The organism is Xanthomonas sp. NCPPB 3583 (assembly GCF_041475715.2).
In the GTDB taxonomy this organism is placed as follows: Bacteria; Pseudomonadota; Gammaproteobacteria; order Xanthomonadales; family Xanthomonadaceae; genus Xanthomonas; species Xanthomonas euvesicatoria.
The window spans coordinates 1,301,188-1,327,370 of sequence record NZ_CM191263.1; the positions used below are offsets into that span (position 1 = coordinate 1,301,188).

The 26,183-nt window shown below is 63.9% G+C and carries 23 protein-coding genes and 1 pseudogene; 19 read left to right on the forward strand and 5 right to left on the reverse strand.

Translation table 11 applies throughout. The annotated features are described in order from the left end of the window. Positions 1 to 139 precede the first annotated feature (139 nt). Both ACCQ07_RS05900 and ACCQ07_RS05905 read right to left on the reverse strand, forming a co-directional pair. Positions 140 to 700, reverse strand: coding sequence for a ferritin-like domain-containing protein (locus ACCQ07_RS05900; protein WP_008571580.1), 561 nt, complete (start codon positions 698 to 700; stop codon positions 140 to 142). 41 nt (positions 701 to 741) lie between these two features. Then, complete coding sequence (locus ACCQ07_RS05905; protein ID WP_031421467.1) at positions 742 to 1,224, reverse strand: peroxiredoxin; 483 nt, start codon at positions 1,222 to 1,224, stop codon at positions 742 to 744. 162 nt (positions 1,225 to 1,386) lie between these two features. Between ACCQ07_RS05905 and ACCQ07_RS05910 the strand changes: the two genes are divergently transcribed. From ACCQ07_RS05910 to ACCQ07_RS05945, 8 genes and pseudogenes are all read left to right on the forward strand, one after another. Next, positions 1,387 to 1,863 (forward strand): Hsp20/alpha crystallin family protein, encoded by a 477-nt coding sequence (locus ACCQ07_RS05910; RefSeq protein WP_008571577.1) that lies wholly within the window; start codon positions 1,387 to 1,389, stop codon positions 1,861 to 1,863. Between the two features lie 412 nt (positions 1,864 to 2,275). Beyond that, entirely contained in the window at positions 2,276 to 3,181 is a 906-nt protein-coding gene (locus ACCQ07_RS05915; protein ID WP_127165237.1) for a DnaJ C-terminal domain-containing protein, read from the forward strand. Between the two features lie 497 nt (positions 3,182 to 3,678). After that, positions 3,679 to 4,065, forward strand: coding sequence for a twitching motility response regulator PilH (gene pilH / locus ACCQ07_RS05920; RefSeq protein ID WP_008578169.1), 387 nt, complete (start codon positions 3,679 to 3,681; stop codon positions 4,063 to 4,065). Positions 4,066 to 4,751: 686 nt separating this feature from the next. Next, positions 4,752 to 5,879: an FtsH protease activity modulator HflK gene (hflK, locus tag ACCQ07_RS05925; protein ID WP_011346658.1), complete on the forward strand. Its 1,128-nt coding sequence runs from the start codon at positions 4,752 to 4,754 to the stop codon at positions 5,877 to 5,879. Next, positions 5,879 to 6,742, forward strand: coding sequence for a protease modulator HflC (hflC, locus tag ACCQ07_RS05930; protein ID WP_008578171.1), 864 nt, complete (start codon positions 5,879 to 5,881; stop codon positions 6,740 to 6,742). The genes hflK and hflC overlap by 1 nt, the downstream gene beginning before the upstream one ends. Positions 6,743 to 6,992: 250 nt before the next feature. Further along, positions 6,993 to 7,458: pseudogene (locus tag ACCQ07_RS05935) on the forward strand (REP-associated tyrosine transposase). A gap of 533 nt (positions 7,459 to 7,991) precedes the next feature. Then, on the forward strand, positions 7,992 to 9,284 hold the full coding sequence (locus tag ACCQ07_RS05940) for an adenylosuccinate synthase (protein WP_005913957.1): 1,293 nt from the start codon (positions 7,992 to 7,994) through the stop codon (positions 9,282 to 9,284). A 374-nt stretch (positions 9,285 to 9,658) separates the two neighbouring features. Next, positions 9,659 to 12,331, forward strand: coding sequence for a M1 family metallopeptidase (locus tag ACCQ07_RS05945; RefSeq protein ID WP_372363890.1), 2,673 nt, complete (start codon positions 9,659 to 9,661; stop codon positions 12,329 to 12,331). A 257-nt stretch (positions 12,332 to 12,588) separates the two neighbouring features. On the opposite strand, the gene ACCQ07_RS05950 is transcribed toward ACCQ07_RS05945, so the two are convergent. Next, positions 12,589 to 12,741 carry a hypothetical protein gene (locus ACCQ07_RS05950; RefSeq protein ID WP_046934752.1) on the reverse strand — a complete coding sequence of 51 codons (153 nt, stop codon included), beginning with the start codon at positions 12,739 to 12,741 and terminating at the stop codon, positions 12,589 to 12,591. Positions 12,742 to 13,054: 313 nt separating this feature from the next. Beyond that, positions 13,055 to 13,768: an SDR family oxidoreductase gene (gene bdcA / locus ACCQ07_RS05955; protein ID WP_014089566.1), complete on the reverse strand. Its 714-nt coding sequence runs from the start codon at positions 13,766 to 13,768 to the stop codon at positions 13,055 to 13,057. A gap of 71 nt (positions 13,769 to 13,839) precedes the next feature. Here bdcA and ACCQ07_RS05960 point away from each other — a divergent pair, with 71 nt between their 5' ends. Together ACCQ07_RS05960 and ACCQ07_RS05965 are read left to right on the forward strand one after the other, a co-directional pair. Continuing rightward, positions 13,840 to 14,430: a TetR/AcrR family transcriptional regulator gene (locus ACCQ07_RS05960; RefSeq protein ID WP_372363891.1), complete on the forward strand. Its 591-nt coding sequence runs from the start codon at positions 13,840 to 13,842 to the stop codon at positions 14,428 to 14,430. Between the two features lie 790 nt (positions 14,431 to 15,220). After that, positions 15,221 to 15,856, forward strand: a complete 636-nt coding sequence (locus tag ACCQ07_RS05965; protein WP_218195779.1) for a hypothetical protein — start codon at positions 15,221 to 15,223, stop codon at positions 15,854 to 15,856. Positions 15,857 to 15,897: 41 nt separating this feature from the next. On the opposite strand, the gene ACCQ07_RS05970 is transcribed toward ACCQ07_RS05965, so the two are convergent. Then, on the reverse strand, positions 15,898 to 16,116 hold the full coding sequence (locus tag ACCQ07_RS05970; RefSeq protein ID WP_102256910.1) for a hypothetical protein: 219 nt from the start codon (positions 16,114 to 16,116) through the stop codon (positions 15,898 to 15,900). A gap of 1,092 nt (positions 16,117 to 17,208) precedes the next feature. Between ACCQ07_RS05970 and ACCQ07_RS05975 the strand changes: the two genes are divergently transcribed. The 9 genes from ACCQ07_RS05975 to ACCQ07_RS06015 all read left to right on the forward strand — a co-directional run bounded on the left by ACCQ07_RS05975 (position 17,209) and on the right by ACCQ07_RS06015 (position 26,076). After that, positions 17,209 to 17,547, forward strand: coding sequence for an XVIPCD domain-containing protein (locus ACCQ07_RS05975; RefSeq protein WP_372364122.1), 339 nt, complete (start codon positions 17,209 to 17,211; stop codon positions 17,545 to 17,547). Positions 17,548 to 17,674: 127 nt separating this feature from the next. Then, positions 17,675 to 18,205 (forward strand): hypothetical protein, encoded by a 531-nt coding sequence (locus tag ACCQ07_RS05980; protein ID WP_082339449.1) that lies wholly within the window; start codon positions 17,675 to 17,677, stop codon positions 18,203 to 18,205. Next, positions 18,195 to 18,881 (forward strand): hypothetical protein, encoded by a 687-nt coding sequence (locus ACCQ07_RS05985; protein WP_372356392.1) that lies wholly within the window; start codon positions 18,195 to 18,197, stop codon positions 18,879 to 18,881. The genes ACCQ07_RS05980 and ACCQ07_RS05985 overlap by 11 nt, the downstream gene beginning before the upstream one ends. A gap of 95 nt (positions 18,882 to 18,976) precedes the next feature. Further along, a complete protein-coding gene (locus tag ACCQ07_RS05990; RefSeq protein ID WP_372356391.1) occupies positions 18,977 to 19,240 on the forward strand; it encodes a YlcI/YnfO family protein in 264 nt (87 codons plus the stop codon). Positions 19,241 to 19,246: 6 nt separating this feature from the next. Then, positions 19,247 to 19,555, forward strand: coding sequence for a type II toxin-antitoxin system RelE/ParE family toxin (locus ACCQ07_RS05995; RefSeq protein ID WP_219196352.1), 309 nt, complete (start codon positions 19,247 to 19,249; stop codon positions 19,553 to 19,555). Between the two features lie 40 nt (positions 19,556 to 19,595). Further along, the gene (locus tag ACCQ07_RS06000) at positions 19,596 to 20,486 is read left to right on the forward strand and encodes a restriction endonuclease (RefSeq protein WP_372363892.1); all 891 of its coding nucleotides are present in this window, start codon (positions 19,596 to 19,598) and stop codon (positions 20,484 to 20,486) included. A 145-nt stretch (positions 20,487 to 20,631) separates the two neighbouring features. After that, positions 20,632 to 23,133: a type I restriction-modification system subunit M gene (locus ACCQ07_RS06005; protein ID WP_372363893.1), complete on the forward strand. Its 2,502-nt coding sequence runs from the start codon at positions 20,632 to 20,634 to the stop codon at positions 23,131 to 23,133. Continuing rightward, positions 23,126 to 24,418, forward strand: coding sequence for a restriction endonuclease subunit S (locus ACCQ07_RS06010; RefSeq protein WP_372363894.1), 1,293 nt, complete (start codon positions 23,126 to 23,128; stop codon positions 24,416 to 24,418). The genes ACCQ07_RS06005 and ACCQ07_RS06010 overlap by 8 nt, the downstream gene beginning before the upstream one ends. Continuing rightward, positions 24,415 to 26,076: an ATP-binding protein gene (locus tag ACCQ07_RS06015; RefSeq protein ID WP_218195432.1), complete on the forward strand. Its 1,662-nt coding sequence runs from the start codon at positions 24,415 to 24,417 to the stop codon at positions 26,074 to 26,076. Before ACCQ07_RS06010 ends, ACCQ07_RS06015 begins: the two co-directional genes overlap by 4 nt. Positions 26,077 to 26,183: the final 107 nt, after the last annotated feature.

The window sequence follows — 26,183 nt, forward strand, 5'->3', positions numbered from 1 at the left end:
TTACGCGCAATCTGGCGGCACAAAAAAAGACAGACAGGGCGCTCGAGGCGCTGCCCTGTCTGTCTCATCATTGAATCGATTTCAATTTCAACTCGCTGCGATCTCCATCGCAACGCATCGCTACATCGCAGAACTCAACTCACTCGCCAATCCAGCCTTCCAGCATGTCGGCAAATTCATCGGCATGCTCTTCTTCCTGGGCCAGGATGCTTTCGAGAATGCGCTTGGTGGTGGTGTCCTTGTCGCCGATGAAGTCGATCATCTCCCGGTAGCTATCGATGGCGATGCGTTCGGCGATGAGATTTTCCTTGACCATGTCGCGCAGGTCGGTGCCTTCCTTGTATTCGGCATGCGAGCGCTTGGTCAGGGTGTCCGGATTGAGATCCGGTTCGCCGCCCAGCTGCACGATGCGCTCGGCCAGCTTGTGCGCGTGCTCTTGCTCCTGTTGCGCATGCTCCAGGAACTCGCCCTTCACTGCGTCGGCAAGCATGCCCTTGGCCATGAAATAGTGGCGGTAGTAGCGCAAGGTGCACACATATTCGGTGGCAAGCGCGGTATTGAGCAATTCGATCACCTTCTCGCGATCGGCGTGGTAGCTCTCGGTGATGGCGCCGTCTTCGATGCTCTGGCGCGCGCGGGCGCGCAAGGTGGCAGTGTCGGTGATACCGGCGGGAGTTTTGGTGGCTGGCTGATCAGACATGGCTGGCCGTTTTCCTTCTGAGTGATGGGAGAAAGGGGGTCTCAATCCGGCAGATGCTGCAGCACGTAATCGGCTGCAGAGACTTTGAATTCGCCGGGTTCTTCAACAAACAACGCCTTGACCACGGCGTCGTCTGCATACAGCGCGTAGCGGCGTGAGCGCAGGCCCATGCCCGAGCCGCTGGCGTCGATTTCAAGGCCCAGGGCGCGCGCCAGTTCGGCGTTGCCGTCGGGTAACAGGTGCAGGCCGTCGGGAATCAGCTGGCTGCGTCCCCAGGCCTGCATCACGAACGGGTCGTTGACCGCGGTGCACAACACCTCGATACCGCGCTTGCGGAATTGCTCGAAGTGTTCCACGTAGCCCGGCAGGTGCTTGGCCGAACAGGTGGGGGTAAAGGCCCCCGGTACCGCAAACAGCAGCACCTTGCGGCCTGCGAACAGGCTGTGGGTGTCGATGGCCTCGATGCCATCGCGCAGGTGCTTGAGCACGACTTCGGGAATGCGGTCACCAACGTGGATGGTCATGCGGCTAGCTCCTTTGGCTGAACGGATTCTAGAAAGGGGTAGGGGAAAAGCGCGTCAACGCGCTTGAAATCCGTGCGGCCACGCCTATCTGACGCACATGGCCGGCGCAACCGCGCACCGCGCAGTCGCCGGCCCCGTCATCAACCTGTTTGGAGGCTTTCAATGAACATCGTTCGTTATCCCCAATTTCCCACCCACGCGCTGCAGAACGAGATCAAGCATGTGTTCGATCGCTTCTTCGAGCAGAACGGCGACACCGACGAATCGGCCGTGGTGACCGCGCAGTGGGTGCCGCGCGTTGACATCAAGGAAGAGCCCAATCACTTCGTGCTGTACGCCGATTTGCCGGGCATCGACCCGAGCCAGATCGAGGTGCAGATGGACAAGGGCATCCTGTCGATCAAGGGCGAGCGCAAGAGCGAATCCAGCACCGAAACCGAGCGCTTTTCGCGCATTGAGCGCCGTCACGGCAGCTTCCATCGCCGCTTCGCGCTGCCAGACAGCGCCGATGCCGATGGCATCACGGCTGCGGGCCATAACGGCGTGCTGGAAATCCGCATTCCCAAGCGCCCGGCCGCCACGCCGCGCCGTATCCAGGTGGGCAACGGTCAGAGCACCAGCGGCAGCACGGTGCAGTAAGCGTAAGGAACGTCGCGGCGGCGCGCTGTGCAGGCGCGCGGTGTCCGCTGGGCCGGCCTGTACTGTGCGTGCAGGCTGGCCAGGCGCCCGGCAGTTTCGCATGGCACCTCATGCCAGCCGGAACTGGCCGTCGCGCGACGCTGGACCTGGAGCGAGGCCGCAGCTTCGCTCTCCGGCGACAGTCGCGCCGTAGAATAGGCGCGGTTGCCCGCCCGGCTGCGAATAGATTGGCCAACAGCTCCATGGCGTGACCGCTTGTGGACGCGGCTGGTATGCGAACCCGGCACGTACGTCCGTACGGTGCAGGGTTGCGTGCCTGCCGCGCCGCACTCGCGCTGTCCGCCGCAGCGCTGGCCGTTCGGACTGGCTCGTGGCCTCGGCTGCGGGCCGTTTTTTTTCCAGAGGTGATTAGATGGAATTCAAGGATTACTACGCAACGCTCGGCGTGGAGCCCAGTGCAGGCGATGCGGAAATCAAGACCGCCTACCGCCGGCTCGCGCGCAAATATCACCCCGACGTCAGCAAGGAAGCCGGCGCCGAAGACAAGTTCAAGGCGATCAACGAAGCCTACGAAGCGCTGCGCGACCCGGCCAAGCGCAAGGCCTACGACCAGTTGAAGGCGCAGGGATTCCGGCCGGGCGACGAGTTCCAGGCCCCGCCCAATTACGGTGGCGGGCAGGGCTTCGATTTCGAAGAGGTGTTCGGCAACGGCGGCGCCGGTGGCGGCTTCAGCGATTTCTTCGAAAGCCTGTTCGCCGGCCAGCGCGGTGGCCGTCCGCGCGGCCCGGGCGCCGGGCCCGGTGCAGGTGCAGGTGCCGGCCCGCAGGCGCGCGGCGACACCCGCGCCAAGCTTGCGGTGCCGCTGGAAGCGGTGCATTCGGGCGACAGCGTGCGCATCACCATCAATGGCAAGCAACTGGACGTGCGCGTGCCCAAGGGCGTGCAGCCCGGCCAGGTGATCCGCCTGAGCGGGCAGGGCAACGGCGGCGGCAACCTGTTGCTGGAGATCGAATACGCGGCGCATCCGCATTTCGAAGTGGACGGGCGCAACATCCTGTACACCTTGCAGGTCATGCCCTGGCAGGCGGCGCTGGGCACCACCATCAGCGTGCCCACCTTGGGCGGCTCGGTCGAATTGAAGGTGCCGGCCGACTCCGATGCCGGGCGCAAGCTGCGCCTGCGCGGCCGCGGCCTGCCGGGCACCACCCCGGGCGACCAGATCGTGGAACTGGAAATCCTCGCCCCAGCCCCGACCGACGACGCGCAGAAGAAGGCATACCGCAATCTGGCCAAGGCATTCGGCGAGACCGTGAGCTGAGCCGGTCGGCGCGGGCTGGATCAGCTGTGCGCGTACGAGGGATGAGGCAGGCTAGGGTCGTCCTGCGATGCAGCCGTTGATGTCGACGACCAACAGCGTCGAGTCTTGGCCGCACCCTCAGCCGGCCCCGGAGAGGGGAGCCCGCCCCTCTCCCTTGGGCGAGCGGGGCAGGGGATTCGGTTGCTCCGCAACGTGATCATCAACTCGATCTGCCCCCGGCGCATCGGGATCCCGCCCCATCCAGCGCCACGCGCCCCTTTCCCTGCCCCGAAAGGGGAGTAGGGGGGCAGCGAATCGACGCGTTGGCTCGGTAAGCCCTGTATTGAATCCAGCCTGGGCTATTGGACGTAATGGCTCCAGCGACTCGCAAAAACAGCGCCTCGCTCCATCACCTCTGGCCTCGCTCGCAAACCTCGAACCAGCACACAACTCACCTGGCCCAGCTATCGAAAGCGCGGCCGGCGCACTACACTCGCCGCGCACACTAGGGGAAACACATGGCACGTATTTTGATCGTCGACGACTCGCCGTCGCAGCTGCTGGGGATTCAGCGCATCGTCGAGAAGCTGGGCCACGAAACCATCACCGCCACCGATGGGGCCGCCGGCGTGGAAGCGGCCAAGGAATCGCTGCCGGATCTGGTGCTGATGGACGTGGTGATGCCCAACCTCAACGGGTTCCAGGCCACGCGCACGCTCAAGCGCGAGCCCACCACCCAGCATATTCCGGTCATCCTGGTCACCACCAAGGATCAGGACACCGACCGCATGTGGGGCATGCGCCAGGGGGCCCGCGCCTACATCACCAAGCCGTTCTCCGAAGACGAACTGCTGGAAGTGATGGAGCGTGTGTTCAACCAGAAAGACGAGCCGCCGAAAGCGTAAGTGCACCGGCCAGCCGTGATCGCAGTCGGATTTCGGCAATGCAGAGGTGGGAGTAGCGGGAGACGGGCCAACCCTCTGCTGCGCGCTGGGGAGCCGGTGAGGGTCGGCAGCCCGGCGATGCGCAACTCGACCTCGTCGTGCACCATCGCTTGGCAACTGGACCCCTCAGCCTGCGCCGAGCTCCATCTTGTGCCAACGGGCCAGGGGAGATCAGTTGGGGTGAGGCGGTGCAGCCGTCATTGCCTGGGACAAGGTGTGGTTGAAAGAATGGGTGCCAAGGACGCAATCGCCGCTTGGCCCGCACGCGTGCGACGTCCCTCCCATCACCATCCGTGCCCGGATCCCTGCCAGCAGGCATGCGCCCGGTAAATGGTCTTCAGCCGCCCAAGACCAATCAGGTACCCGGCTGCATCCAATGGACGCGCACGCAGCGCTCGGCAGGCGCACCCGGTGCCCGGCGCCGCCACGTGCAACCTTGTCTCCAGGTCTTCAGCGCAAAGGCCCCTGCCGGTCGGCCGCTGCGTGTGTCCCCAGTCAGCCCGATCCGCCCCGCCGGCTAAACCAACAATGCATCGCACCGGGCCTTTCAAAACGGTGGGTCTGCCCCATCTAGTAGAATCGGCGAATCAAACAACATGGCGGCACTGCGGGACTGGCCCGCACAGCCCCTCGATCATGGAGCGTGCATGGCCTGGAACACACCCGGCAACAAGGGCGGAGACGGCCCGGATCCCAACCGTCGCAGGTCCTGGGGCCCGCGCGGTGGTGGCAACGGTGGCGGTTGGGGCAATCTGCCCGCTCCGTTGAAGGAGCTGTTCGATGGCGGCGTGGGGCGCTGGATCCTGGTCGCGGTTGTGCTGATGGTGCTGTTCTCCAGCTTCCAGCTCATCGGCGAGCAGCAGCGTGGCGTGGTGCTGCGCTTCGGCCAGTTCTCGCGCATCCTGCAGCCCGGCCCGAACTTCAAGCTGCCCTGGCCGATCGAGTCGGTGCGCAAGGTCAATGCCACCGAGATCAAGACCTTCAGCAACCAGGTGCCGGTGCTGACGCGCGACGAGAACATCGTCAACGTCTCGCTCAACGTGCAGTACCAGATCAGCGACCCGCGCAAATACCTGTTCGGTTCGCGCAACGCCGATCTGGTGCTGGAGCAGGCCGCGCAAAGTGCCGTGCGCGAGCAGGTGGGGCGTTCGGACCTCAATACCGTGCTCAACAATCGCGGCCCGCTGGCGATCGCGTCCAAGGACCGTCTGCAGGCGGCGCTGGATGCCTACAACACCGGCCTGGCCGTCACCGGCGTGACCCTGCCCGACGCCCGCCCGCCGGAAGAAGTGAAGCCGGCCTTCGACGAGGTCAACGGTGCCCAGCAGGTGCGCGAGCGCCTGATCAACGAAGCCCAGGCGTATGCCGCCAAGGTGGTGCCGGAAGCGCGCGGCCAGGGTGCGCGCACCCGTACCGGCGCCGAGGGCTACAAGCAGGCCACCATTTCCAAGGCCGAGGGCGACGCCGATCGCTTCACGCTGTTGCAGGCGCAGTATGCCGGCGCGCCGGAAGTCACCCGCAAGCGTCTGTGGCTGGAAACCGTGCAGAAGGTGCTGTCGGAGAACCGCAAGGTCATCGGTAGCGATGGCCGCCAGGTCATCTACGTGCCGCTACCGGCCGACGCCAGCAAGCCGGCCACGACCGGTGGCAATGCCGGCATGCCGTCGATGGTGCCCCAGGACGTGCTGTTGAATCCGCCGCAAAGCGCCAGTAGCGAGGCCATCCGCAACCCGGAGCGCGGCCCGCGCCCGACCGGCCGTGAGGGAACCGAATAATGAAGAATTCGCTAGTCATCGGCCTGATCATCGCCGTCTTGCTGACCCTGATGGGCTCGGTATTCGTTGTGCGCGAAGACCAGACCGCCATGGTGCTCAACCTGGGCCGTGTCGTGCGTGCCGACCTCAAGCCCGGCCTGCACTTCAAAATTCCGGTGGTGGAATCGGTGCGCGTGTTCGACCGCCGCTTTCAGGTACTGGACACCGCGCCGGCGCGTTACTTCACTGCCGAGCAGAAAGACGTGAGCGTGGACTTCTTCGCCATCGGCTACATCTCCGATGTGCGGGCGTTCTATCGTGCGACCGGTGGCGAGGAATCGGTGGCCAACTCGCGCCTGGCCCCGATCATCACCGATTCGCTGCGCAACCAGATCAACTCGCGCACCCTGCAACAGCTGGTTTCCGGCGACCGCAGCGAACTGATCGCCAACCAGCTCAAGGGCATCAATGGCGCCATCAAGGGCTTAGGCATGCAGATCACCGACCTGCGCATCAAGCAGATCGACCTGCCGACCGACAGCCAGGTGATCACCGACGTCTACGAGCGCATGCGCGCCCAGCGCAAGCAGGAAGCCAGCAAGCTGCGCGCCGAAGGCGAAGAGCAGGCCCTGACCATCCGCGCGCAAGCCGATCGCGAGTCCACCGTGATCGTGGCCGACGCCGAGCGCGACGCGCAGAAGCTGCGTGGTGAAGGCGATGCCGAAGCGGCCCGCATCTACGGCCAGGCCGGTTCCAAGGACCCGTCGTTCTATGCGTTCTACCGCAGCCTGGAGGCTTACCGCAGCTCCATGGCAGACGGCAACGGCGTAGTGGTGCTGGACAAGAACGACCCGTTCCTGCAGTACCTCAAGAGCGACCGTTGATCGCTCTGTCTTGAAACATCGCTCTGCCTTGAACCAAGAACGCCCGCATCATGCGGGCGTTCTTGTATGTGCCTGTCACCGCAGGGTAGACAGACGCGCGCGCCCCATCGTAGGAGCGCACCTGGGCGCGACGGGCCTCACCGGTCGACCCCGCTGACGGCCTCTGACAGCCAGTCGCCACATGGATTCCTAGCGCAGAACACGGCAACCGCCGATATCCCGCGTGGTCCAAGGCCATCAGCATTGGGGTATGGCCAATATCGACTCTCCCCGGGCATCGCGCGCTGCGCCGCGGTAGGCAGTCTTCGCCCAACAGCGCTTACCTGCTGACTACCGCGACATGGCAGCGTCGCGCCGTGTTCGCAGATTTTCTGATTGCGGCAACCGCCTGTCGAGCATTCACCACAGCGACGCCTTGCGATGCCAGGCTACTGGCCTGGGTGTTGATGCCGGATCATGTCCATTGGTTGTTGCAACTTGGGAGCGACACCGCATTGAGCGACTCGGTTTCACGCATGAAAGCCTGCTCAGCCCGCGCAGCGAATGCGCAGCGTCAGTCTCGTGCACCGGTCTGGAGCCGCAGCTATCACGACCACGCATTGCGCACGGATGATGATCTGATCGCTGCGGCGCGCTACATCATTGCCAATCCGCGACGGGCCGGACTGGTGACGCGGGCCGGGGACTATCCGTTCTGGGACGCAGTCTGGCTGTGAGACACATCTGCCGTAGGAGCGCACCTGGGCGCGATGGCTTCACCGGTAATGCCTGTCGCGCCCGGGTGCGCTCCTACGGGGGGGGGTTATCGGGGTGGTGGTTAGGGCTGCCCGTCGTGGATCGGGCGATGGCCGCTTTGGGCGGTCTGCAGGTTTGCCAAGGCTCGCTACGTTGCCGTCCCTACGACCCAATTGGGATGTCGCTACGGTGATCCGGCAGGCTAGGGCCCCTAGGGACCCTGGTGGCCGGCAGCGCTCGGAGCACCACGCAACCGACTGCCAGCCGCAATCTGACCCGCCCCCGATCCGCCGTCCGCCAGGGGTAGTGCAGGCCAGCGGAAACCCGGATAATGCACAAAAGCCGGCCGGGCACGCTCCAACCAGAGCACTCGGTTCGGCTTTTTCCGTGTCAGGGCTATCGCGCCACTGCAACGCTCCCCGATGGAGCCGCGCGCAGGGTGTCGCGGCCAGCCCTGCAGCGGTCCCATCCCGCGGCCCCGATGGCCGCAGCAAAACTTAGGAGTTCACCCGTCATGGGTCAGTCAGTTGTCGTGCTCGGTGCCCAGTGGGGCGATGAAGGCAAAGGCAAGATCGTCGATCTGCTCACCGAGGAAATCGGTGCGGTGGTCCGCTTCCAGGGCGGCCACAACGCCGGCCACACGCTTGTCATCAACGGCAAGAAGACCGTCTTGCATCTGATTCCGTCCGGCATCCTGCGCGACGACGCGCTGTGCCTGATCGGCAATGGCGTGGTGATCTCCCCGGCTGCCTTGATCAAGGAAATCAGCGAGCTGGAAGACGCCGGCGTGGAAGTGCGTTCGCGCCTGAAGATCTCTCCGGCTGCGCCGTTGATCATGCCGTACCACATCGCCCTGGATCAGGCGCGCGAGAAGGCGGCCGGCGGCAAGGCCATCGGGACCACCGGTCGCGGTATCGGCCCGGCGTACGAAGACAAGGTGGCGCGTCGCGGCATCCGCATCGCCGACCTGCATTACCCGCCGCAGCTGGAAGAACTGCTGCGCACCGCGCTGGATTACCACAACTTCGTGCTGACCAAGTACCTGGGCGTGGAAGCGGTCGATTTCCAGAAGACCTACGACGAGGCGCTGGCCTTCGGCGAGTACGTGCAGCCGATGAAGTCGGACGTGGCCGGCATCCTGCACGACCTGCGCAAGCAGGGTAAGCGCGTGCTGTTCGAGGGCGCGCAGGGTGCGTTGCTGGACATCGACCACGGCACCTATCCGTACGTCACCAGCTCCAACACCACCGTGGGCGGCGCACTGGCCGGTACCGGCGTTGGCGCCGATGCGATCGACTACGTACTCGGCATTGCCAAGGCGTATGCCACGCGCGTCGGCGGCGGCCCGTTCCCGACCGAACTGGACGATGAAGTGGGCCAGGGCATCCGCGACCGCGGTGCCGAATACGGCGCCTCCACCGGTCGCCCGCGTCGTTGCGGCTGGATGGATATCGTGGCGCTCAAGCGTGCCGTGGCCATCAACGGCATTTCCGGCCTGTGCATCACCAAGCTCGACGTGCTCGACGGCATGGAGAAGCTGAAGATCTGCATCGCCTACGAATATCACGGCAAGCGCACCGAGTACGCGCCGCTGGACGCGCAGGGCTGGGAAGAGTGCACCCCCGTGTATCTGGAGTTCCCGGGCTGGAGCGAGAACACCCACGGCATCACCGTGTGGGATGACCTGCCGCCGGCCGCCCGCGCCTACCTGCGCGCGCTGGAGGAACTGGCCGGCTGCCCCATCTCGATCGTTTCCACCGGCCCGGACCGCGACCACACCATGGTGCTGCAGGACCCGTTCGCCTGATCGGCTGATGCGTGATCGAACCGACGAAAGCCCTGCGAAAGCGGGGCTTTTGTTTGCGCAATGCCATTGCGTTGCCTGGCCACGCGCCCGGCACCTGTCTGACGGCCGCTGGTGAGGTGTTGCTGGCCACCCCCGCCTGATCGATGCGGGGCGGGTTCAGCATGGCCGTGTAGCATGCTCGCGCCAGCCGGATTGCCTTGCCCTGGTTTGATGCATGCGTGCCCTGTCGTTGCCGTGGCTTCTCTTTGACGTGTGTGTCTTCGCGTCTGTCAGGCAGGCGCATGACTTTCGGCCGTGTGTGGTCTTGCGGGCCGGCGCCATGATGCTGGCCGCTGTACGACTTCGTTTACTTCATTACTCTTTTTAGGAATGTCATGCGCCAGATCCTGGTGACTGCTATTGCGCTGGCGCTGGCCAGCACCTGCGCCGTTGCGCCGGCTCACGCTGCTGTGGCTGCACCGGAGGTGGTCAGCGCATCGGCCGCGCAGGTCACCAGCCAGTTGCCGCGCACGGCCAAGCCCACCCACTACGCGGTGGAGATCACCCCGCATGCCGACAAGATGACCTTCGACGGCAAGGTGGCCATCGACATCGTGGTGCTACAAGCCACCGACCGCATCGTGTTGCAGGCGGCCAACCTCAGCTTCGCGCGCAGTACGTTGGCGCAGCGCAAGGGAGGCAAGCCGCAGACGGCCAAGGTCAGCACCGATGAGCAGGCGCAGACCGCCACCTTCGCCTTCGACAAACCGCTGGCACCGGGCAACTACGTGTTGTCCATCGACTACAGCGGTGTGATCAATACCCAGGCCAACGGCCTGTTCGCACTGGATTACGCCACCCCGCAAGGCCAGCGCCGCGCGTTGTTCACCCAGTTCGAAAACTCCGATGCACGCCGCTTCATCCCCTCGTGGGACGAGCCTGATTTCAAGGCCACCTTCGACCTGGCAGTCAATGCGCCGGCCGCGCAGATGGCGGTGAGCAACATGCCGGTTGCCTCGTCCAGCAATGCTGCTGGCGGCATGAAGCGCGTGGCGTTCCAGACCACGCCCAAGATGTCCACGTACCTGTTGTTCCTGAGCGTCGGCGACTTCGAGCGGGCGACGCGCAAGGCCGACAACGGCACCGAGATCGGCGTGATCGCGCAGAAGGGCAAGGTGGGCCAGGCGCAGTTCGCACTGGATTCCGGGCGCGACGTGCTGCATGAATACAACGCCTATTTCGGTATTCCGTATCCGTTGCCGAAGCTGGACAACATCGCCGCACCCGGGCAAAGCCAGTTCTTCAGCGCGATGGAAAACTGGGGGGCGATCTTCACCTTCGAGTACTCGCTGCTGCTCGACCCGGCCACGTCCAACATCAACGACAAGCAGGACGTTTTCACCGTTGCCGCGCACGAGATTGCGCACCAGTGGTTCGGCAACCTGGTGACCATGGCGTGGTGGGACGACCTGTGGCTCAACGAAGGGTTCGCCAACTGGATGGAGGCGCGCACCACGCACAAGCTGCACCCGGAGTGGGATATCGACAACACCGGCGCAGCCTTCAAAAGCCGCGCGGCGATGCAGCGCGATGCGTATGTCACCACCCATCCGGTGGTGCAGCACGTCGCCACGGTGGAGCAGGCCAGCCAGGCATTCGACCAGATCACCTACGACAAGGGCGAAGCGGTGATCGCCATGCTCGAAGACTATGTGGGCGCGGACAACTGGCGCAGCGGCGTGCGCAGCTATCTCAAGCAGCACCAGTACGGCAACGCCGTCACCGATGCGCTGTGGCAGCAGATCGATGCAGTGGCACCGGGCAAGCAGTTCACCCAGGTGGCGCACGACTTCACGCTGCAGCCGGGCGTGCCGTTGATTCAGGTCAGCGCCAGCTGCACGGCCGGCACCTCGACCGTGCAGCTGAAACAAGGCGAATACACTGTCGACCGCCCCGACAAACAGCCATTGCGCTGGCATGTGCCCGTCACGGTGCGCGGCGCCAAAGGCACGCCGGTGCGCGTATTGGTGGATGGCAGCGCGCAGGTGCAGTTACCCGGCTGCGATGCGCCTGTCGTGGTCAATGCCGGGCAGAAGGGCTACTTCCGCACGCTGTATGCACCGGCGCAATTCACCGCGCTCACCAAGGGGTTCGACGCCTTGCCGGTGGTCGATCAGTTGGGTGTGCTGATGGATACCGCTGCGCTGGCACCGGTGGGGCTGCAGCCCGAAGCGGACCTGCTTGAGCTCACCGCCAAGGTGCCGGTCGGTGGCTCGCCGGATCTGTGGAAAGTGGTGTCCGAAACGTATTCCAACATCGATCGCCTGTTCGCGGGCGACCTCAAGGCGCAGGCCAGCTGGCGGCGCTTCGCGCGTGCGCGGCTTGCTCCCGAGTTCGCCACGCTCGGCTGGGACGAGCGCAAGGACGACAGTGCACAGACCAAGCAGCTGCGTGCCAGCCTGCTCAACAGCCTGAGCGCGCTGGACGATGCACAGGTGATTGCCGAAGCGCAGCGTCGTTTCGCTGCGTTCCAGGCCGACCCGGGCACGCTGTCGCCGGAGCTGCGTAGCACTGTGCTGCGTATCGTCGCCCGCCACGCCGACTCCGCCACCTGGGACGCATTGCATGCCATGGCGAAGAAGGAAACTTCCTCGATGCTGCGCGACCAGTCGTATGCGTTGCTCGCCTACGCCGAGGACCCGGGGCTGGCGCAGCGCGCCCTTGAACTTGCACTCACCGACGAGCCTGGCGCCACCACTGGCGCCAGCATGATCGGCGATGTCGCCAGCGAGCACCCGGAGCTGGCATTCGACTTCGCACTGGCCCATCGCACCCAGGTGGACACATTGATCGACTCCACCTCGCGCGCCCGCTACTACCCGCACCTGGCTGCAGGCTCGAACAAGCTGGAGACCATCGACAAGATCAAGGCGTATGCCGACACCTACCTGGCCCCCACTTCGCGCCGCGACGCGGAAACCGCCATCAGCACCATCCAGACGCGCGTGACGTTGCGCGAGCGGCGTGTGCCGCAGATTGCGGCCTGGTTGAAAAAGCGCAAAGTCTGACGCGTTGCGTGGAGCAACAAAAAGCCCGGTAGTTTCCGGGCTTTTTGTTTGGTGCAGGGGCCGCCAGTGCAGGTGAAGCGCATTGGCCAGCAACAGTAGCGAAGGGATCCGGCGGCTGGGTGCCTGAAAAATGCACGCGCGCGTGGTGACTACCGATTTCGGTGTCTAGCGATTCCGCGCGGTGCGGCGTGCTGCATCTTTGTGAGCTGTTTCTGGCTCCGGCGCGCTGGCCGACCGGCTGCGGTTGGCTGCGTGCATCACGTCATGCGCATCGACATATTCTCGCGAACCGGATTGTCCATGTCTTGCTGCTGGCTCTGCGCCAGCGCCTGCTGCCGCTCCACGCTGGCGGTTTCCAGTTGTTGCAGCGACTGCTCAACCGGTGTGCGCACCGCCACATCGGTGGACATGGCAGCACGCAAGTGGGCAGGGTTAAGCACCGACCGGATGACATCATGCGCATTGGTCAATCCATTGCTGGGTTCGTCGCGAACGATAGGCAATGCAGGGTCAACAGGGTATGCAAGCTCAAGCCAGCGATTGCATGTGCAATACGGCGCAAGACATGGGAAGACGATCCATCACGGCCAACAGCATCATGCGTGTGGATCACGATGCTGGCGATGCAACAGCAGCTCGCCCTGCACGTCGACGGAGGGCGCTTGCCGCCATGCGTTGCGCTACATGTCGAGCTGCAGTGGCATCAATCCAAGCGACGACGCGTCACGCCCCGAACGCACCATCGATGGTATGCATCGCGCCGGTTACAAAGCTCGCTTCCGGGCCCGCCAGCCAGGCCACCATGCCGGCCACTTCCTCGGCGCGACCGTGGCGCTTGATCGCCATGAAGCTGTGCATCAGGTCTTTCATCGGCCCGTTTTCCGGATTGGCGTCGGTATCGATCGGGCCCGGTTGCACCACGTTGATGGTGATGCCGCGCGGCCCGAAATCGCGCGCCAGGCCGCGCGCCAGCCCTTGCAGCGCGGATTTGCTCAGCGCGTAAGAGGCCATGCCGGGCAGCGGCATGCGGTCGCCGTTGACCGAGCCGATCACGATGATCCGCCCGCCAGGTGGCATCTGCCGCGCGGCCTCCACGGCGGCGTGGTAGGGCGCGTGCACGTTGATGCGGAACAGCCGGTCCACCGCGTCCGGATCCTGGTCCAGCGCATCGCCGAACAAGGCGATGCCGGAGTTGACTACCAGGACATCCAGCGGCCCACTGCGTCGCACCGTGTCGATGACCGCATCGCGATCGGCGCTGTCTGCCAGCACCGCGGTGCTGCCGGTTTCGCCGGCCAGGCGCTGCGCCGCCTCGGCGGAGCCGGCGTAGGTAAACGCCACCCGCGCGCCGTCGGCCACGAAGCGCCGCACGATGGCGGCCCCAATTCCCCGGCTGCCGCCGAGCACCAACACGGACTTGTCCTTGAACGCTGACATGCACCCACCTCGCTATTAATGTAGCGGGTAATACATAATAAATATCGTCTGCCGTCAAGAGTTTTGTAACAATGACTACAGAAATCTCCCGGTCGCGCGGCCGGCCGCGGGCGTTCGACCCGGATCAAGCGGTGGCCACCGCGCAGCAGCTGTTCCATGCGCGTGGCTACGACGCACTGAGCGTGGCCGACCTCACTGCGGCGCTGGGCATCAACCCGCCCAGTTTCTACGCCGCCTTCGGCAGCAAGGCCGGCCTGTATGCGCGCATCCTCGACCGCTACGCGCAGACCGGTGCCATCCCGCTGCCGCAGATTCTGGACGCCAACCGTCCGCTGGCCGACGCCCTGGCCGACCTACTGGAGCAGGCCGCCCGCTGCTACGCCGCAGACCCCGCCGCCACCGGCTGCCTTGTGCTGGAAGGCACGCGCAGCAACGACGCGCAGGCACGCGAGGCGGCCTGCAGCTTTCATGTCGCCGCCCAGGAGTTGATCCGCTCCCACATCGCCAAGCAGTGCCCGCACGAGGCAGACCGGCTGGCGGATTTCGTCAGCACCACCATGGCCGGCCTGTCCGCCAGTGCCCGGCATGGGCAGAGCCTGGAGCGTTTGCTGGCGAGTGCGCGGTTGGCGGGGGAGGGGATTCGGGTGGCGCTGCGCGGATAGGCAGGGCGCGGGTAGGCAAGGTGCGAGCGGGCAGAGGGCTTTCGATGGCGTGCGCGCACCTGCTCGCTAATCGAGGTGCGCTTGCCGCTACCCAGTACGGTCAATGGGCAGGTGGTACGAGATGGTCGTGACCGGCCGTCGCTCAGGCGAAGTCGTTGTCGGATGATCGGTGCGGTAAATCAAGAATGGACGGGGCAGCGCCTATGGGTCATCCATGCTCTAGGCTGGCTTTAACACAGGCCACTTCAACCTCCTTGTGCAATGCTGGCGATCACATGGAGCCGCACGCAGCGTGTTGGTTGAACGTTCCGAACCATCCGAATTGCTGCTCACCCCCGGACAGTCGCGCTGAGTCCATGCCAGATGGCGTCTTTGCGGGATGCAGCGTCTATTTCGGTCCCGAAATGAGAGTGTCGCTGAACCGTTTTCGTCTGCGATCAGTCACTTGACCGAGCCTGCTCATACGGCCACAGTCCGTGGCGTTCGCCCTCTTCGTTCAAGGATGCCCGTGAAGAAGCTGACGCATTGCATCGTGGCGACCGCGCTGGCGCCCATCATGACGCTTGGGTGTGCACGGCTTTCGATGGAACAGGCAGCCGCAAAACCCTCAAGCGGTGCACACGAAGCATCGTCCTTTCCTCAGTCGCCTGCTGCCACGCCTTCACCTTGGGTGTCCTTCAAACTGGAACGGCAGATGGGCGCCGTCTGCGTGGACCGTACGCAATCACAGGGCTCCTCACCTGCGCCTTTGCTAAGGGACGGGTTTTGCAAAGGCCCGGCACCTGCGCATATGGCGGCTGCATTGCTTGCCCTGCCTGCAGATGCGGTCGATGCCTCGCCGCAAGCGCGCGAAGCGCGCCTGCGCGATGCCGTATACGTGGCCGCGCCCGGATTGGGACGGCGCGCGGATTTCACGGTGGTTGCGGGTGATCTGACAATCCGTTCGTTTGAAAGTGCAGATCCCGACAAAACGGTGTACCTGGTCTGGCCGGTGAAATGTGGCGCGGACGAAGCTGGCCTCGCGTGCCAGGCAGGCAAAGGGCGAAAGGCGTATCGCGTCACCAAGGACGGTATCGCACGCGATGTCAGTGCAACGGTGTTTCCGCCAGCGCCTAGCCTGACTGCAGAAGATGTTGCCCGGCAAAACGACCACGGCGGCTCGGAGCTTTTTCTGTTCGATGACAAGCTGCCCTTGGCGCCGACAATGCGATGGTTGATGGAATTCGATCCTGACCAGCCGCTGGCCACCGATGACCCGAAGCGTGTCGGGTCTTATGCCCATTTTGGTTTTCTTCGTTGGACAGGCGAACGCTTCGAGCTGGTAGAACGAGTCGCTAGAGCGCAGTGGCCGTGTCGCCAGCAGCGCACAGGCGAACCGGCATGTGCGGATTATCCAGATGGTGAGGACCGTTTCATCAGCGAGTGACCACTTCTGCAAGGAGCATCGAAATGGCGAGATCCAACGATTTAGACATCCGTGCGACTGCCGACCAGATTTCTGCGTTGTTCAACGCCAATCGACAGGCCGAGGCGCTGCGCATGCTTGATGAGCGCAGACAAGGCCAGGCAGAGGTCGTGCGTGACGCACTGGATCGCTATATCGGCGCAGCGTCCGCCGGTGCAATCGCCAATCATCAACAAGGGCCGGTCGCCGCTGCGGATGCCAGTGTGCTGCAACGCTTGCAACTAGCCGCGTCAAATCAGCCAGCAATTCCGCCGCAAGCGCAAATGGCTGCCTTGAGCGACGCACAGCGCTATGACGTCTACGCCAGCATCGTACAGGTGCGAGGTAACGAAGCCGCGCACGAGGCACTCTCGCGACCCAACGAGCGCGTGGTATTAGGCCTTCGCCAGGAAAACTCAACGCTTGCGGCCATGCAGGATCGCGCGCATGCCGGAAGCTTGCGGAGCGACGATCCGGCAACCCCTGCCATCAACGAAGCCCAGGGCGGCACGGGCGTCTACAACGACCGCCTGGTCGTACTGTGGAAGGATGCCGATGGCACGCGGCATACGCAGGTCGCCCAACAAGCAAACACCGAGCCGACTGCGCAGTACGATCATCATGCAGGCAACACGGGGCGGCGCCCGCGTGCGGAAGGCGGCATGGAGAACAGGACATTTGCACCGTCGCCAGGCTTTGAAAGCATCACCAGGCCCAGGAAGATCGAAGGCGAGGATGTCAATGCCGATGGCATCAGGGATCTCGGTCGCCTGAGCGAAGGCACCATCGAGATGCGGATGGGGCAGCACCCAAATCCCAGCCGGCCAGGCACCCAAGACAACGCATTACGCCCAAGTCAGGCGGCGGTCGATGCAGGGCGGGGCGGGGTACAGCGGGATAGCAATGCGGACGGCTGGTTTGATCAAGCCGATCTCAACGGTGTGCAAAATCTCAACGACACCTTCAAGATTCATCGCGGTTCCAGCGGCAGTACCGATTCGGCTGGCTGCCAGACAATTCATCCAGCCGAGTACGATGGGTTCATCGCGGCGGTGCAAGGCAACCCAGCGCAGACGCGCTGGCAATACGTGTTGACCAGCACCACACCCGAGCCGGTGCGGGAGCAGCATCAGGACCAAGGGCGAGGGCGTGAAGGGGTACAGCCAGGGCAGGAGGAGCGGGGACATCCTCCAGCCCAGCTGCAGCGGCAGAACGGCGGGCCTGCCGCGCCCGTGCCTGGGAGGCCGCGACAGGCAGACTCAGAAGACGCCCAGCCCGCGCCTCACCCGTTGCATGCACAGGCCAGCACCTTGGTTGGCCAGTTGGACGCCAGCATGGGCCGCGCCAGCGATGCGCACAGCGAGCGGATGAGCGCCAGCCTGGCCCATCTGGCAAAAGAGCACGGGCTCGAGCGCATCGACCACGTAATGCTGAGCAATCAAACATCGCGTGCAGCGGCCGGTGCCACCGTGTTCGTGGTGCAGGGCGAACCCAGCAACCCGGCCCATCTGCGTGCCAGCATGCCCACTGACATGGCAGTCAATACTCCGGTGGAGCACTCGCTGGCAAAGCTGCAAGAGCTCGACGCGCGTACGTTGGCGCAAGCGCAGAGTCAGGGGCAGGAAAGATCGATGGCGCAGGAAGAGGTTGTCAGGCCCCGAAGTATTGGGTGAGGTAGTCAGCTTCCACCCTTCGGGCGTAATCAGTACTCGGGTTCGCTTCTGAAAAACCCGCTTGCAAAAATCAGTCGCTAGACGGATATTCCATATTCCGGAATATGGAATATGGGCGGACCTAGCGGTGGAATTGAAGCCCCAAGATCTGGTGGTGCTGTACAAGCAAGTCGCCCAGGCTGGCCAGGCCTGGACGTATGCATCCCTTGGAGAAGCGCTGGGCATGAGCCCTTCTCAGGTGCATCGCAGCGTCAAGCGCGCGGTGGCATCCGGCTTGGCGCTGGAAAAAGGCCGCGGCGAGTGGGAAACGGTGCGCACCGCGCTGCACGAGTTTGCGGTCCACGGCGTGCGTTACGCCTTTCCTGCCGTCATCGGGCCGCTAAGGCGTGGCATTCCTACGGCCTTCGGCGTGCCCCCACTGTCCATTGCCATTTCCAGCTCCCCAGGGGATGCACCGGTGTGGCCAAGCGCGCAGGGCGCGGCTAAAGGCCCCAGCTTGTCGCCGTTGTCGACCGGTGTGCCCAGCGCTGCGCTGGCCGACCCTGCCTTGCACCAACTGCTGGCGCTGCAGGACGCCCTACGCAGCGGGCGTGCCCGCGAGCGCACGCTGGCAGCGAGCTATCTCAAACAATTGCTGAGGCTTGGCGATGCGCTCTGACGATCCTAATTTGCCGCACCTGCTTGTGATTGCGAATGCATTGGGCGAGCTTTGCGAACACGTAGTCTTCCTCGGCGGAGCAGTTGTTGGCCTGCTGGTGTCGGATCCATTGGCGGAAAGCGTCCGCGCCACCTATGACGTCGATGCGGTGGTCGATCTTGATTGGGCACGATTCCGCGGTATCGAGGCGCGTGTGGAGTCGCAGGGCTTTGCGCGCGAGATGCGCAGCGGTGTCGTCTGCCGCTGGGTACACCAAGCGTCGGGCGTCATCTTCGACCTGATGCCGGTGGATGCCGGCGTGCTTGGCTTCTCCAACCGCTGGTACGCCCATGCTGTAGAGACGGCCCAAGTGGTGGCCTTGAGCGATCGCCTTTCCATCCGCTTGGTGACAGCGACTGCATTCGTGGCGACCAAGCTCGAAGCCTTCGTTACCCGAGGCAACAGCGACTTCCTTTCCAGTCACGACCTGGAGGACGTCCTCAATGTCGTCGATGGCCGGGCCGAGTTGGTGGAAGAGTTTGCCGTGGAGCATGCAGACCTTCGGCAGTGGGTTGCCGACGTGTTTGCGGGGCTAGTGTATAACCCGGCGTTTGTGAACGCGTTGCCGGGATTGGTCGCCGACCCGCAGCGCGCAAGCATCGTGCTTCAGCGTCTACGCACCATTGCATCAGCGTAGCTGCGGCATCGTCGGCTTAGGTCTGCAAAGAAAACCTTGAAGCACCGCCGCCCGCTTGCGATGATGCATCGCAATTGCAACGCACTAGGTCCGCCATGAAATCCGCATCTCTTCCATCGCTACGCGTAGATCCGGCGCTGCGCGTAGCGGCCGAAGCCGTGTTGCAGGAGGGCGAGACGCTGTCCAGCTTCGTCGAGCACTCCGTGCGCGCCCAGGTGCAGCAGCGTCAGCAGCAGGAAGCCTTCATTGCGCGCGGGCTGGCCTCGCGTGACAGCGCCAAGGCATCCAACCAGTACATCGACGCGAAGGATGTGTTGGCCGGGCTGCAGTCCCAACTGGACAAGGCGCGCAAGGGCTGAGCCAGCGTGGGATTTTCCGTCCGCTTCACTCATCAAGCGCGCAACGAGCCCGCGCGCCTTTACGACTGGCTGCTACAGCGTGCCGAAGGCGACTTCACCGTGGCCGAGCGTGCGCTGCAGGCCATCGGCGATGGCGTCACCGTGCTTGAACTGGCGCCGTTGAGCTGCCGCAAGGCGAGGGTGGCGGATCCGTTCTTGCGGGAGCTGGTGATCGGCTTCGGTGCCAGCGGCTACGTGCTGCTGTTCGAGGTTGAGAGCGATCAGGTCGTCACCGTTTTGGCAGTCAGGCATCAGCGTGAAGACGACTATCATTAAGCACGGCGTTAGCGCCAACGTCGCGCCACAGGGGAAGTAGATGGCCAATATCAGCAGGCGCCGCACGGGGGAATTGACCCGTGCGCTGTTCCATATCCTCAAGACCCAGCCGGAGGGCATGCGCGCCGCAGACGCGCTGGCCGCACTGGAAAAGCAGGTCGTGCTCACCGAGTACGAAGCGGGCGACTACGAAACCGGCGGCCGTCGCTTCGAGAAGATCGTGCGCTTCAGCACCGTGGCGCCGGTCAAGGCCGGCTGGTTGGTCAAGGACAAAGGCATCTGGACCCTCACGCCAGAGGGGGAAGCGGCGCTGCACGCCTACCCGGATCCGGAGCAATTCATCCGTGCGGTTGGGCAGCTGTACAAGAAATGGAAGAGTGCCCAGCCCGTTGCCGACGAGGTCGACGATCCCGAAGGCGAACTTACCGAGGAATCGGCCAGCATCACGCTGGAAGAAGCCGAAGAAATGGCATGGGCCGAGATCGAGGCTTACCTTGCTGCGATGCCGCCGTATGACTTCCAGGAACTCGTGGCGTCGCTGCTACGGGCGATGGGCTACCACGTCGCCTGGGTCGCACCACCCGGCAAGGACGGTGGCACCGACATCATTGCCTACAACGACCCACTCGGCACCCGCCCGCCGCGCATCAAGGTGCAGGTCAAGCGCAATGCCAACTCACCGCGGATTGATGTAACAGGCCTGCGCAGCTTTATGGCGGTTCTGGGGGAGGGTGATGTCGGGCTGTACGTCGCGCTGTCCGGCTTCACCAAGGACGCCGACTATGAGGCGCGGCATTCGCATCGTCGCATCAATCTGATTGATGCGCGGAAGTTGGTGGAGCTATGGACCACGCACTATGCACAGCTCAGTGACGCTGCCCGCACACAACTGCCATTGAAGCCGGTTTGGTTCCTTGCTTCAGAAAGCTGACAAAAGCCCTGCGAAGAAAGCTGGTGGTCTCAGTGAGCTGTCTGTAAAAAATCCATCATCTGGCGCCGTCGATCCGCGTTGAGAGGCGAAACTGATGCCAATCTTTCACTCGAATTTAAGCATTACTTAAAGAGACGTTTGATTCATGCCCTTGACCCTCCCCCAGCTGGAACGCCATCTGTTCAAGGCCGCCGACATCCTGCGCGGTAAGATGGATGCGTCCGAATTCAAGGAATACATCTTCGGGATGTTGTTCCTCAAGCGTTGCTCCGATGTGTTCGAGCAGCGCCGCGAGCAGGTCATCGCCGAGCGCAAGCGCGCCGGTGAAAGCGATGCGCAAGCCAACGCTTCTGCCGAAAATCCGCGCTGGTACAAGGTCGAAGGTGCGTTTTGGGTTCCGCGGATTTCGCGCTACCAGACGTTGGTCAACGATGCCCACCAGAACGTGGGCGACGCGCTGAACAAGGCGCTGTCCGGGATCGAAGACACCAACAACAGCCTTGACGGCGTGCTGGAGCACATCGACTTCACCCGCAAGGTTGGCCAGAGCAAGCTCCCCGACATCAAGCTGCGCCAGCTTATCACCCACTTCGCTCTGCATCGCCTGCGCAACGAGGATTTCGAGTTTCCCGACCTGCTGGGTGCGGCCTATGAATACCTGATCGGCGAATTCGCCGACTCCGCCGGCAAGAAAGGCGGCGAGTTCTACACGCCCCGCTCGGTGGTTCGGATGATGGTGCAGCTGCTCAAGCCCGAGCAGCATCACGACATCTATGATCCCTGCAGCGGATCGGGCGGTATGTTGATCCTGTCCAAGGACTACATTGACGAACATGGCGGCGACGGCCGCAAGGCCAATCTGTTCGGGCAGGAGTTCAATGGCACGGTCTGGTCGATCTCCCAAATGAACATGCTGCTGCATGGCATCAGCACCGCCGATCTGCGCAACGAGGATACGCTGGCCGAGCCGCAGCATGTCGCCGGTGGCGAGCTGCAGCGCTTCGACCGCGTGCTGACCAATCCGCCGTTTTCGATCAACTGGGGCACCGCCGACAAGAACACCGATGGCACGCCGGCCTGGGCACCGAAGTTCCCCGAACGCTTCCGCTACGGCCAGGTGCCGCTGGGCGCGAAGAAGGCCGACCTGATGTTCCTGCAGCACATGGTGGCCGTGACCCGGGATGGCGGCATGATCGCCACGGTCATGCCGCATGGCGTGCTGTTCCGCGGCGGCGATGAGGCGCGCATCCGCGCCGGGTTGATTGCCGACGATCTGCTGGAAGCGGTGATCGGCGTGGCACCCAACCTGTTCTACGGCACCGGCATCCCGGCCTGTGTCCTGGTGTTGCGCCAACAGGTGCAGCATGGCGGCAACCGCGTCAGCGGCAAGCCGGCGCAGCGGCAGGGCAAGGTGCTCTTCATCAATGCCGACCGTGAGTATTTCGAGGGGCGGGCACAGAACTACCTGCTGCCCGAACACATCGAAAAGATCGTCACCACGTTCGACGAATTCCGCGCCATCGACGGCTTCTCCGCCATCGTCGACAACGCCACGCTGCTGCAGAACGGCTGCAACCTCAACATCCGCCGGTATGCCGACAACGCCCCGGCGCCGGAACCGCACGACGTGCGCGCGCATCTGGTCGGCGGCGTGCCGAAGGCCGAGGTGCAGGCCAAGGCCGCGCTGTTCGCTGCGCATGGCCTCGACCCGCAGGAGCTATTCGTCGTGCGTGACGCGGCGTATTTCGATTTTGCGCCGATGCTGACCGCCCGCGTCGAGCTCAAGCCCGCCGTCGAAGGCAATCCCGGCCTGCAAGCGAAGGAGGCGGCGCTGCGCGACGTGTTCGAGGCATGGTGGCAGGCCCACGGCACCCGCATCACCGCGCTGGCCGGGCGCCAGAACGATGCCGCTGCGCTGGTCGCGCTACGCCACGAATTGTTGGCCAGCTTCAGCGACGCGCTGGAAGCCGTTGGCCTGCTCGATCCGTTCCAGGTGCGCGGCATCATCGCCGGCTTCTGGGTACAGAGCCGCTACGAATTCCAGACCCTGATGGCGCGCGGCGCCCGCGGCGTCATCGACGCCTGGCGCACCAGCATCGTCACCGCGCTGGAGGACAAGGCCAGCAAGGACAACCCGCTGGACCACAAGCTGGTGCGTTTCCTGATGGCCGAGTTCGTCGAAGCCATCGCCGAACTGGAAGCGAAGAAGGCCGAGCTGGACAGCCAGATCAAGGCGGCCGACCCCAAAGCATCGAAAGACGCCGATGGCGAGGACGGCGATACCGAACCGGCCGATGCGGACGAGAACGAAGATACCTTCGATGAGGCACAGCTCAAGGCCTGGAAGAAAGACCTGGCTGCAGTCAAGAAGCAGCTCAAGGTCCAGAAGGACAGCTTCACGAATGAGCTCGACCGCAAGGTCGATGCGTTGGACGACGCGGCAGCCGCAGCGCTGCTGCTGACCATCCTGCACGACGACATGCGCGCCATTGTCGAGCGCTATGTCGCCGCGCAGCGCAAGGATGTCGTGGCCGCGTTCGAGACGTGGTGGGACAAGTACCGGGTGACGCTGGCGGATATCGAAGGCAAGCGCGATGAGGCGGCGCGAGCGTTGCAAGGGTTCTTGAAGGGGTTGGGGTATGTCTGAGGTCCGTCTTGGTCCGGGAACATTGCCGATTCATCCAGAGGACCTACCCGAGGGTTGGCAGGCGCTGCAACTGAAGAGCTTTTGTGATTTCATCCAAGGCGGACGCAAAGGGCTGACAAAGCAGAACTATCTAAGCAGCGGATTTCCTGCGTTCAGCGCAGCGGGGCAGGACGGGTTTGTTGACGTCCCGGAGTTCCATGACACCGAAGCAGTTATTCTTTCAGCTATCGGCGCCAACTGCGGACGCTGCTTCTTGGCAAGTGGGGACTGGACAACGCTCGCCAATGTGCAAGCAGTGGTGCCGAGCGCCGAGCAGGCGAGCGCCAGATTCTTGCATTACAGAGTTAATCGCGATGACTACTGGCCTCGGTCCGGCTCCGCACAGCCTTTCATCAAGCCTAGCGATATGAAGTTGTGCTGGCTCGCGTTGCCTCCGCTGCCTCAGCAAGAAGTTATTGGGAGTGTCCTGAAGGTCCTCGACACCGCCATCCACGAAACCGAGGCACTGATCGTCAAGCTCAAGGCCGTCAAGCAGGGCCTGCTGCACGACCTGCTGACGCGGGGCATCGACGCCAATGGCGAACTACGCCCGCCTCAGTCCGAGGCCCCTCACCTTTATAAGCTGTCACCAATGGGGTGGATCCCAAATGAGTGGGTTGTTGATTCGGCTGGCAGCATATTGACAGGGATTGATGCAGGCTGGAGTCCGAGTTGTCCCGAGGAACCGCCGAGGGAGGGTGAATGGGGCGTCCTGAAGGTGAGTGCCGTGTCTGGGGGGGCTTATGATGCGCGCCAATCAAAGAGGCTGGCGCCTAATCTGAGGCCGATTTCCTCGATTGAGGTGCGTGTCGGAGATGTTTTACTTGCACGTGCCAATGGGGTGGCTGATTTAGTTGCGAAAACAGTCTTGGTTCGCGATACGCCAACAAAGCTGATGCTGTCGGACAAGATTCTCAGGCTTGTCCCAAACGAAAAATTCGTCAGGTCGGATTACTTGGTGAGAATAATGATGCATGCAGGAACTCGCTCTCAGATTAATGGGATGATGAATGGCAGTAGTGGTCAAAGGAATATTTCGCAGAGTCAAATTCGAAGCATTATTGTGCCTATCCCGCCGATAATTGAGCAGGCTGCGTCAATGGAGCGATTGAACGAGCTGGTGGGCCGCCTGGAGGGTGAGATGAAGATCCTTCAGAAACGGAAATCTTTGAAGCATGCCCTCATGGACGACCTCCTCACCGGCCGCGTCCGCGTCACCCCGCTGCTGGATGCCGCCACCGCATGACCCACACTCTGCCAGCCGCCGAATCGCTGATGGTCGAGTTCAAGAGCGACCGCAGGAAGCTGTCCGACACTGAGCTGGCCGAGGCCGTGGTGTGTCTGGCCAACGCGGACGGTGGCGAGCTGTGGCTGGGCGTAGAAGACGATGGCACCGCGACCGGTCTGCATGCCGATCACCGGCAGTTGGCCGGCTTGCCCGGCCTGGTCGCGGCGCGCACGTCGCCGGCCATCGCGGTGCAGGTGGAGGCGGTCGAGATCGATGGTGTGCCCGTCGCGCGGATCGTGGTGCCCAAGGCCGCCACGGTGGTGGCCACCGCCGGTGGCGTCTACCTGCGCCGCCGGCTGAAGCATGACGGCATGCCTGAGTGCGTGCCGATGCTGCCGCATGAGCGCGACAGCCGGCTCGGCCAGCTGGGGCTGGTCGATGCGTCGGCGCAGCCGGTGGCCGGCGCGCAGTTGTCCGATTTCGACCCCTTGGAGCGTGAGCGCCTGCGCCAGGCCGTGCAGCAGTACGGTGGCGACCGGGTGCTGCTGGAGCTAGACGACGAGGCGCTGGATGGCGCACTGGGCTTCACTGCGCGCCAGTCCGACGGCCGCCGCGTGCCGACGCTGTGCGGCCTGTTGGTGATCGGCCGGGTCGAGGCGCTGCGCCAGCACGTTGCCACGCATGAGTTTGCGTTCCAGGTGCTGGCCGAGCAGGCGGTGCGCTTCAATGAGTTCCGCCGCGTGCCGCTGCTGCAGGCCATCGAGTGGCTGGAAACCAACTTCCGCCCTTACAACCCGGAGGAAGAACTGCAGGTCGGCCTGTTCCGCGTGCCGGTGCCCAAGGTCGATATGGGTGCCTACCGCGAGGCGGTGGCCAATGCGCTGATCCACCGCGATTACCACCGCCTGGGCGCGGTGCATGTGCGGCTGGAGAACGACGCGCTGGTGGTCAGCAACCCCGGCGGCCTGGTCGATGGGGTGACGCTGTACAACCTGCTGACCACCGAGCCGCGCCCACGCAACCGCGCATTGGCCGATGCGATGAAGCGCATCGGTGTGGTGGAGCGCTCGGGGCGCGGGGTCGACACGATCTATCGCGGCCTGCTGCGCTTCGGCCGGCCGGCGCCGGACTACACGCGCACCGACAGCCACAGCGTGGTGGTACGGCTGGATACCGGTGCGGCGGACCTCAACTTCGGCCGGATGGTGGTGGAGCAGGAGCGGCGCAGCAATGGCGAACTGCCGATCGACAGCCTGATCGCGCTGGCCGCGTTGCGCGAGCTCAAGCGTGTGACCGCCGACGAGTTGGCCGCGCGCATCCAGCGAGACCCGGCCAGCGCCAAGCGGACGCTGGAGGCGCTGACCGAGGCCGGCCTGATCGAGGCGCACGGGCAGACCCGCGCGCGCAGCTACACGCTGTCGGCCGCCGTGTATCAGCGCCAGGGCGACAAGGCCGCCTATACCCGGCAAGCCGGCTTCACGAGCCTGCAGAACGCGCAGTTGGTGCTGAACTACGTGCAGCAGCACGGGCAGATCCGCCGTGCCGAGGTGATGGAGCTGTGCCGCTTGGGCGCCGATCAGGCCAAGGCCCTGTTGGGGCAGTTAAAGGAGCAAGGGCGGCTGTCCCAACATGGGACACGCCGTTCGGCCTACTACACCATCGAACCTGAGGACTGACTGGTCGTCGGCAGGCGAACTGGGCGCTTTGGGAAGCTTTGGGGCTCTTTGGGAGTTTTTGGGAGTTTTTGGGAAATATTGGGATGTTCATGGATGCCTGCATCCAG